Origin of the sequence: Desulfovibrio sp., assembly GCF_035644575.1 — a bacterium.
In the GTDB taxonomy this organism is placed as follows: domain Bacteria; phylum Desulfobacterota; class Desulfovibrionia; order Desulfovibrionales; family Desulfovibrionaceae; genus Desulfovibrio.
In genome coordinates this window covers 1-9,080 of the sequence record NZ_DASQOG010000075.1, presented here as the reverse complement: position 1 = coordinate 9,080, position 9,080 = coordinate 1, and the positions used below count along the sequence as shown (strand labels likewise).

The window sequence follows — 9,080 nt, the reverse complement described above, 5'->3', positions numbered from 1 at the left end:
TGCAGCAATCCCCTGCGAAAAGCCCACGCGCACCCCGCGCGACAGGTATAAGAAGGAGGAAGACGTGTAATGAACAAGGTTTCAGCAATTGTGGCGGCTGCCGTGCTTGCAGGCCACTGTCTTTGCGTTCAGCCGGGCTGGGCGGCAGAGACTCCACCCGAAACAGGAGGCCAGGAGGCCCCTGCCTCAAAGGCAGACCTCACGCAGGGCAGCCTGACAGCCTACGACCTGCCCGCCGTAACCACCTTCGGCGTGGCCGATCAGGCGCCCACTGTTCCTGTGCAGACGCGGTTCGGCACCCAGTACAACGTGGTGACTGAAGAGCAGATCCGCCTCCAGAACTCCCTTGATTTTTATGACGCCCTGCGCAACGTGCCGGGCGTCATGTATCAGAAAAAGAACATCATCGGCGGGCAAACCAGCGCGAGCCTCTATGTGCGCGGGCGTGGCGCAAGCCATCCCAGCCCTGACATCAATATCTTTTTTGATGACGTGCCGCGTAGTGGCGTGTTGTACGGGCAGGCCCTGGCTGACGGCATCCCGGTCTACGCCCTCGGGGGGATGGAAATTTATAAGTATCCCCAGCCTTCGCGCTTTGGCACCGGTTATGCCATGCTGAACTTTATTCCCAAATACATGACCGAGGAAGGTTATGAACTGCGCATCGGCGCAGAGGGCGGCAGCTTTGGCACCGTGGCCGAAAATGTGGGCATGGGCGCAAAAAAAGACAATGTAGATATTTACGCCGCGCAAAGCCTTGTAAGCACGCTGGGGCACAAGGATCACACCGCCGCCTACCAGGCGAGTTACTATGGCAACATGGGCATAGGCCTGTCTGACAACTGGTCATTGCGTATGATGGCCAACCGTGTGGATGCCCAGACTCAGGTTCCCAACAATCCCATTACCAATACCCGCACCACAGACCGCTATGATACACAGACAAGCCTTGCCACGCTGAGCCTCATCAATAAGTACAATAATGCCAATGGTTACCTCAAAGGCTATTACAACGACACCCTGTTTTACCTGCGCGGCGAAAATTCCAACAAAACCACATCAGTGCAAACCAACAATCTGTACGGATTGCGAGGCCGCGAAACCTATTCCATTTGGGAAGGCAGCGAGATCGTCAACGGCTTTGACCTTGATATCAGCGACCTGCGCAACGACCAGCGGACGTATGCCACAGATTCCACAACATCGTGGGAATTTCCGCAGCACAGGATGTTTTCGCCCTACGCCGCCGTCAGCCAGATGTTTGGCAGCAAGGAGAGCTTTCATGTTACGCCTTCCGCTGGTCTGCGCCTGTACACAAGCAACCTCTTTGAAGACAAGACCGCCCCGCAGGCTGGCCTTGTGCTTGGCTACAACAACACCAATCTTGGCCTCAACTACGCGCGGGGCGTCAACTATCCAAGCCCTGTCATCCTGCAAAACCTGCTGACCAACAAAACATCGCTGCCTTCCGGCCTGAACACCAAGGATATTCGCCCCGAAGTGGTGGACCACTACGAAATGTCGCTCAGCCACACCCAGCCGGGGCTGTTCACGGCAAGCGCCACGGTTTTTCACGATGACGGCCGCGACAGGCTACGCGCCTATATGTATGGAAACGCCAACCCCACCAGCGACTTTTTCACCTCTTCCGCCTCTGAATACAAAATTGACGGACTTGAACTTGCTGGCAGCGTCACGCCCACAGACAACCTTGAGCTCTTTGTGGGCGCAACATGGCTGAAAACATGGGCCAAGGGCGATGACGGCGAAACTACAAACAAAATGCCTTATACGCCTGCCTTTACCTTGCAAACCGGCTTCAAGTGGAAGTTCTTTGACCACTTCCAGCTCAGCGGCGATTACCAGTATCTCAAGGATGTTTACGCAGGCACATGGGGGCGTACTGCAAATCCAAGATCACCGTCCAGCAACGTGACCACGCTGAATGAAATAAATCGGCTGCCCGACATCAACGTGTTCAACGCAAGGCTGGACTATACTTTCAGCTACGATGACATGCACATTGAAGAAGGCAAGGTTTTTGTGGCGGTAAACAACATCTTTAACACGCCCTACGCTTACAGCATGGAGTTTTCCGGCAACAACCGGGGGCTTTACAACATGCCCGGCACAAGCGTCATGGTTGGTTTTGACCTCAAGTTCTAACCAGTAAAGCGCCGCCTTGCGTTCAGGGCGGCGCTTTTTCAGGAGGCAGCATGAGCAACAACCCTGCACAACAGGCTGAAAGAGCTGAATTTTTCAACGCGCACGCCACCGGGTGGGAGGCCCGCAACTATCCGCCGGAAAAACTCAGGCAGGTTGACCAGCTGGTTCAGGGACTGCCTCTGGCGCATGCCCGGGTTATTCTGGATGTGGGCTGCGGCGAAGGGGTACTACAGCCTTTTTTGCAAAGATATGCCCAGGCTGATGCGTCATTCCTGGCACTCGACCCTTCCGCCGCAATGCTCAAATGTCTTTCCGCGCGCTTTTCCCATGTGCGTACATATCAGGCTGCAGCAGAATGCATGCCCCTGCCGGATGCCAGCGTGGACATGGTTATCTGTTTTTCGGCTTTTCCGCATGTGGCAGACAAAAAAGCCGCCGCTCGCGAATTTTATCGCGTTCTGCGCCCTGCTGGCCGGGCCTATGTGCTGCACATAGATGGCCGTGAAAAACTCAATCAGCTTCATGACAGCCACCACGCCGTTGAAGGCGATCATCTGCCCTGCCCCACGGGCATGCGCATCATCTTTTCCGAGGCTGGTTTTACGAACATTGAGGCCAGCGAGGGGCCAGACCACTTCCACTTTTGCGCTATAAAATAGCTGGGATACGCCATGAAAAAATTTTCCGCCCTTCTGTGGCTTGCCCTGATCCTCATTCCCCTTTCCGCAACGGCGGCAGAACCGCTGCGCGTTGTGGCCGGAACTTCGCTTATTTCAGATATTGTTGCCGACCTCACTGATGACAAAAGCGAAACGCTCACCCTGATTCAAGGTTCAAGTTGTCCCGGTCATGAGAATGCCAGCACCGGGGATTATGTTTTTGCCGCCAAGGCTAACCTGCTGCTCGTTCACCCGTTTCAGCGCCATCTGCAGCAGGTCGATGCCATGCTCCAGGCTGTGGGCAACCCGTTGCTTGCTATTGTTGAAGTAAGTCCGCGTGGCAGCTGGCTCATACCCGATATACAAAAGCAGGCCGTGCAGGAAATTGCAGCGGCGCTTGAAGGCGCGGCCCCCTGGCTTGCGCCGGTTATCAGGCGGAGGATGCAGCAAAGGCTGCAAAAGATTGACGCCATTGCCGCAGAATGCCGCTCGGCGCTTGCTGCCACGCAGGGATTGCCTGTTATCGCAGCATACATGCAGGCAGAATTTGTAAAATGGGCGGGCTTTGACGTGATCCGCACCTTTGGCAGGGCTGAAGACGTTAACGCGCGCGGGTTGGCTGAGATTTTGAGCGCGGTCAAAGGCATCCCTGTGGCGGGTGTGGTGGATAATTATCAGAGCGGGCCAGACGCGGGGCTACCGCTGGCGCTGGAGCTTGGGGTGCCGCACGTGGTGCTTTCCAATTTTCCCGGCTCCAGCGACGACGCGCCGGACTATTTCAGCCTGATGCGCCGTAACGTGACGCAATTGCAAACCATAAAGGCAAAACCGTGAACCCGTGCCTGGCCGAACTGAGCAACGTCAGCGTTCACTACGGCAAGCGATGCATCCTGAACGGTATAAACCTGCGCATCGAAAAGGGTGATTTCTGGACGCTCATCGGCCCCAACGGCGCGGGCAAGTCCACGCTGATGGGGCTTTTTAACGGGCTTACGCCACACAATGGCGGCACGGTGTATTTTAAAGGTAAAAGTGTAAGATCAGACATGCTGGGCGAGGTACGGCGTCAGGTGGCGCATGTTTTTCAGGCTACCGACCTTGATCCCAAGATGCCGCTTTCTGTCTTTGCTTCCGTACTCAGCGGCACCTATGGGCGGCTGGGGCTTTTTCGCTGGCCGGGTAAAAAAGAAAAAAAACTTGCCATGCAATCACTTGAGATTGTTGGCCTTGCGCATCTGGCCCAGCGCCCTATCGGGCATCTTTCTGGCGGCGAAAGGCAGCGAGTGGCGCTTGCCCGCGCCCTGGCGCAGGAGCCGGAACTACTACTGCTTGACGAACCGACAGCCGCACTGGACTGGCGCGCGCAGCGGGACATTTGCAATGCCGTTGCCACGCTGCGTGAAACATTCAACCTCACTGTCGTCATGGTTACGCATGACCTCAACGCTGTGTTTGCGCTGGCCCAAAAGGTTGCCATGCTGCGGGCTGGCGGCATGCTCTGGCAGGGCGTGGCGCAGGATGCAGTCAATGCTGACCTCCTGAGCAGGCTGTATGATGTGCCCATTCAGATAGCGCACAGCGGCGAGCGCATGGCGGCCCTGTTTTAACCAGGCGGCCTGCATGACAAATAACTCCGGGTGAAATATGGATGACTTTTTTCAGTATGCCTTTTTGCAAAGGGCATTGCTTATGGCCTTGCTTGGCGGTTCTGTTTGCGGGGCAATGGGCGTCTTTGTGGTGTTGTGGCGCATGAGTCTGGTGGGGATGTGCGTTTCGCACGCCGCCTTTGCCGGGGCGCTGCTTGCCCTATGGCTTGGCGCTCCGCCGCTGGCTGGTGGGCTTGCAGCCAGCCTGGGGGCTGCCTCTGCTGTGGGGCCGCTTGCCGAAAAACCCGGGTTCAGCCTTGATACCGCCATGGGTGTTGTTTTTTCGGTGGTGATGAGCCTAGCCATGCTGGCTTTGGGCCTTATGCCCGGCGCGCGCACAGAAGGCCTCAGCCTCATATGGGGAAGCCTGCTCACGGTAACACGCTTTGACCTGCAACTCATGGCCGCAACGGCCATACTTCTGTTTGGCTTTGTCTTTCTATTTTTCAAGGAGATCGAGGCAATCATGGGGCAAAGGCATGCGGCGGTTGCTGCGGGGATTCCCGTCAAGGGCATCTACTATGCCTGCCTCATTCTGATGGGGCTGGTGGTGGCTTTTGCCCTCAAGGCCATCGGCGGCTTATTGATCTATGCGCTTATTGTTACGCCTGCAGCCACGGCATTACAGATCACCTATCGCCTGAGCCGCATGTTTCTGCTGGCCGCCCTGTTCGGCGCGGTGGCTTCCGTAGCGGGTCTGTGGCTTTCATTCCACTGGGCTGTGCCGCCGGGAGCCGTTATTGTGCTTGTTTCTTCCGCCATACTGGTTGCAGCCATGATCTTTTCGCCCAAGAAGGCATGCCGGAGCGAACAGACATCTCCTGTCGAACAGAGCAATCAGGCCTGATCACTAAAGCCCCTTGAGCACAAAAAGCATGGGGATACGCACCACACAGGGGATAGCTTTGCCCTCCCGCTGGGCAGGCTTGAACGATGACGACTGCACACATGCCAGCGCCGCATCGGCAAAATCATCATGATCAGCCTGCAACACGCGGGCGCGGAGCAGCTTGCCCTGCATATCAAGATATGCCTCCACAACCGCCTTTCCTTCAAGGTTACGGCGTTGGGCAGCGCGGGGATACCGCAATGGGGCCTGCCGTAAAAATCGCGGCCCGCCCTGAGCATTCCAGGGCATAACCTGCGGATGGGGGGAACCATCCCCCTGCACAGCGCCCGTGGCCTGCTCCAAAGGGCCAGAGCCGCTGCTGGCAGAACCTTGACCGCCATCACCACCAGACTGAGCTGGCAGGCCGGTTTGGGCAGACTGGCCCGCGGCTGTGGTTACCTGCTGGAGCTTTGGCTGGGCCGATTGCTCCTGCCTGTATTGCGGAGGCTGCGCCTTGTGGTTGCCAGCAGACCTTTCTGCCTGCTTCGGCTTAACAGAATGCTTTTTTACAGGAACAGCCTCTACCGTTTCTGTCATTGGCTGCATAACTGGAACATCCTCAGCCATGCCGCTCGCAGCCTGTGGCTGCTGCCCCACCTCTTCTGCCAATGAACTCCCCGCACCTGCCAGACTGACCATCACTGCCCCGCCTGACTGAACCGGAAGATACCGGGGCAAGGCGTAGGCCCCTGCAAGCAGGCATGCCGCAAGCACAGCGTGCAGAATGGCGGAATACCCCAACCAACGGGCAAATAAACGTTTGCTGCGCCGAGGCGGCGGGTAATCAAACGGCAACACGGGAACCTCCGGGACAGTAAGGTCAGTAAGATATAAAATTTGACTGCAATTCTGGCCCAAATTGTGAACACGAACTTTAAAATCATAACACGAAGAGTAGTAGTACAAAAAAAATAAATATGCCACTACCACCCCGTGCGCCATGCCTCCCAATCCAAACCAGCGCGGTAAATTTGAAATTGATAATTTTTTATACTTTAAAATTAGCGTGTTAACTGCAGTAAAAATTAATAACTAGCAGTCAACACTATATCTTACTTATTATTGCACTGCTATCAACTGCCGTTAACCAACTAAACAACTGCGGTATAAATATCTATAACTATCTTAAGTATAACAATATATTCAATTTACATTAAAATATTTAATACAAACAGCAACTTGATTTATATTCTCTCAAAAACGTTATTGTCTTTTGCCTTAATTATGCTACTACAAACGTTAAATCATTTGCCAAAATCGCAACGCATTTATTACATGCAATTATTAGCTTACTACACAAATGACATAAGAACACAAACATAGCATCAACAAATGAAATAAGACTAACGTTTTTACGGAGGAAGCCACCATGCTTGCCGACCTCAAGATTGCCCGCAAACTCAGTCTTCTGCTCGTATTGCCCATGGCGACTTTTCTCTTTGTTGTTTCAGCAGAGAATATTCAGCGCTGGAAGACGATTGACCACCTTAAAGCCATAGAGCGCTCGCTGGTTGTCAGCCTTTCTGCTGGTGAACTTATCCATGAGCTGCAAAAAGAGCGCGGTTACACTGCTGGCTTTCTGGGCAGCAAGGGTAAAAGATTTTCTTCTGAACTGACAGAACAGACAGACAAATCCAATTCTGCCTATAAGAATTTTACTACTGTGCTTGCCGGTGCGGATGGTCTGGAAAATGGCTCTCTTGCTAAAATATTTTCTGCGTCCACCCAAAACTTTACAGGCCTTTCAACAACCAGAACTGCCGCAAAAGACGCCCGCATTGACGCACTCCAGGCCATTGCAGCGTACAATACCAGCATCAATGAACTGATCTCTGCGATTTCTGAACTGAACACCCGCGCCGACCTTGCCTTCACATCAATCATTCAGCTTTTGCACGGCAAGGAGATTGCCGGGCAGGAGCGGGCCACGCTCAACGCCGCCTTTTCTGCCGGAACCTTCAGCAAGCAGCTTTACCGCGACTGGCTCTACAGAGTCAGCGCACAGAACACCTACCTGCGTTCGTTTGCGGAGCTGGGCGGCAAGGCGACGCAAAATCTGCTGCAAGGCAAAATGCAATCTGTCGATGAAGAAGTGACGCGATTCCGCGATACTGCCTATGCCAACCTGGAGAAATCCAGCCTTGAGGCTGACCCGCAGCAATGGTTTGCCGCCTCCACCCGCCGCATCGACAAGCTGATGGAAGTGGAAAAATCCTGGGGCGAGCAACTGCTTGGAAACGCCCGCGATGAAGTGCGTTCAGCCCAAAAGGAACTCATCATTGCTGTTTCTGGCGCGCTTCTGGTGGCTTTTTTCACTGTTCTGCTGGGCTGGAGAATCTGCATCACCATTGGCAGGCCGGTACGCAGCACCTTGCGCTACGCCCAAGGCATTACGCAGGGTGATTTTGGTTCTGTTCTGACTGTCAAACAAAATGACGAGATTGGCGGCCTTGCCGATGTACTGCGCGAAATGGTCGCCCGCCTGAAAGAACAAATTCAAGCAGCCCAAAAACAGCATGCCCTGGCTGATGAACGCGGCAAGCTGGCGGAACAGTGCAGAATAACAGCCGAGCAAGCAGAAAAAGAAGCAAATACAAGAGCCAGCACCCTCACAACGGCTGTAGACAAGATTCATGGCGTTGTGGAATCGCTCAATTGCGCGCTCAACAACCTTGAGGAACAGGTACGCATTTCTACACAAGGCGCAAGCAGCCAGTCCAACAGGCTTGATACCACAACCAGCGCCATGCAGGAAATGAGTACTACCGTCATTGAAGTTGCAAAAAACGCTGCGGATGCCGCCCAAACGGCAGAGAATTCACACACCAAGGCAAGCGAAGGCTCCACAGTTGTTGCAAATGTCATTTCTGCAATCGCTCAGGTGCAAGAGCAGTCCAACAAGATGAAGGTAGATATGGGCCTGCTCGGTCAGCAGGCAGAGGGCATTGGGCAAGTGCTCGATGTCATCAGTGATATTGCCGACCAGACCAACCTTTTGGCGCTCAACGCTGCCATTGAGGCTGCGCGCGCAGGCGATGCAGGCCGGGGTTTTGCCGTGGTCGCCGATGAAGTGCGCAAACTGGCCGAAAAAACCATGACAGCGACCAAGGAGGTGGGAGAAGCCATCCATGCAGTTCAGGGCGGAACACGCAAACATATCTCGCATGTGGAGCAGTCCGCTGCAACCATTGAGCAGGTCACGGTTCTGGCCCGGCAGTCTGGCGAGGCATTGCAGGCGCTTGTGCAGCTGGCAAACGCCTCCACCATTCAGGCCCAGTCCATCGCCACAGCTTCTGAAGAACAGTCCGCCTCCAGCGAAACCATTCACAGCAGCCTTGAAGATATCAATCAGCTTGCCCTTAACACCGCAAACGCCATGGATCAGGCGACCTCGGTTCTCAACGAGCTGCGTACGCAGACCGACATTCTGGTCGGCGTTATGGCGGATTTAAACAGTTCCGGCATCAAGAAATCTGGTTTGATGTAAGGAGGTCAGACACAGTACATTTGTAATCTTGTACTTGCAACAGTATACAGGCGCAAGGAGTACTGATATTTATTAACCGTGTCGGGTATTCTTCAACCACCCTGCAACCATGTTCTTCTCGAGGTACTTATGGCTCATCTCGAAACTACTGAACAAGCCTTGCGTAATCGTGGTGTCAGCCGTCGAGATTTCATGAAATTCTGTGCGCTCACAGCCGTTGCCATGGGCCTTGG

Annotated in this window: 8 protein-coding genes; 7 read left to right on the top strand and 1 reads right to left on the bottom strand. The window is 54.4% G+C overall.

Annotated features, from left to right (window positions below):
• Positions 1-69: 69 nt before the first annotated feature.
• The 5 genes from VEZ52_RS03950 to VEZ52_RS03930 are packed head-to-tail and all read left to right on the top strand — an operon-like array spanning position 70 to position 5,318.
• Complete coding sequence (locus VEZ52_RS03950) at positions 70-2,166, top strand: TonB-dependent receptor (RefSeq protein ID WP_324835630.1); 2,097 nt, start codon at positions 70-72, stop codon at positions 2,164-2,166.
• A gap of 50 nt (positions 2,167-2,216) precedes the next feature.
• A complete protein-coding gene (locus VEZ52_RS03945) occupies positions 2,217-2,825 on the top strand; it encodes a class I SAM-dependent methyltransferase (protein ID WP_324835629.1) in 609 nt (202 codons plus the stop codon).
• A 12-nt stretch (positions 2,826-2,837) separates the two neighbouring features.
• The gene (locus VEZ52_RS03940) at positions 2,838-3,659 is read left to right on the top strand and encodes a metal ABC transporter substrate-binding protein (RefSeq protein WP_324835628.1); all 822 of its coding nucleotides are present in this window, start codon (positions 2,838-2,840) and stop codon (positions 3,657-3,659) included.
• The gene (locus tag VEZ52_RS03935) at positions 3,656-4,432 is read left to right on the top strand and encodes an ABC transporter ATP-binding protein (RefSeq protein WP_324835627.1); all 777 of its coding nucleotides are present in this window, start codon (positions 3,656-3,658) and stop codon (positions 4,430-4,432) included. The genes VEZ52_RS03940 and VEZ52_RS03935 overlap by 4 nt, the downstream gene beginning before the upstream one ends.
• A gap of 37 nt (positions 4,433-4,469) precedes the next feature.
• The gene (locus tag VEZ52_RS03930) at positions 4,470-5,318 is read left to right on the top strand and encodes a metal ABC transporter permease (protein ID WP_324835626.1); all 849 of its coding nucleotides are present in this window, start codon (positions 4,470-4,472) and stop codon (positions 5,316-5,318) included.
• A 3-nt stretch (positions 5,319-5,321) separates the two neighbouring features.
• Here the strand turns inward: VEZ52_RS03930 and VEZ52_RS03925 are convergent, their stop codons facing one another.
• Positions 5,322-5,906: a TonB family protein gene (locus tag VEZ52_RS03925; protein ID WP_324835625.1), complete on the bottom strand. Its 585-nt coding sequence runs from the start codon at positions 5,904-5,906 to the stop codon at positions 5,322-5,324.
• A gap of 823 nt (positions 5,907-6,729) precedes the next feature.
• On the opposite strand from VEZ52_RS03925, the gene VEZ52_RS03920 reads away from it, so the two are divergent.
• Positions 6,730-8,847 (top strand): methyl-accepting chemotaxis protein, encoded by a 2,118-nt coding sequence (locus tag VEZ52_RS03920; RefSeq protein ID WP_324835624.1) that lies wholly within the window; start codon positions 6,730-6,732, stop codon positions 8,845-8,847.
• Between the two features lie 129 nt (positions 8,848-8,976).
• On the top strand, positions 8,977-9,080 hold a 104-nt coding region (locus VEZ52_RS14590; protein ID WP_349255759.1), incomplete at its 3' end, for a twin-arginine translocation signal domain-containing protein.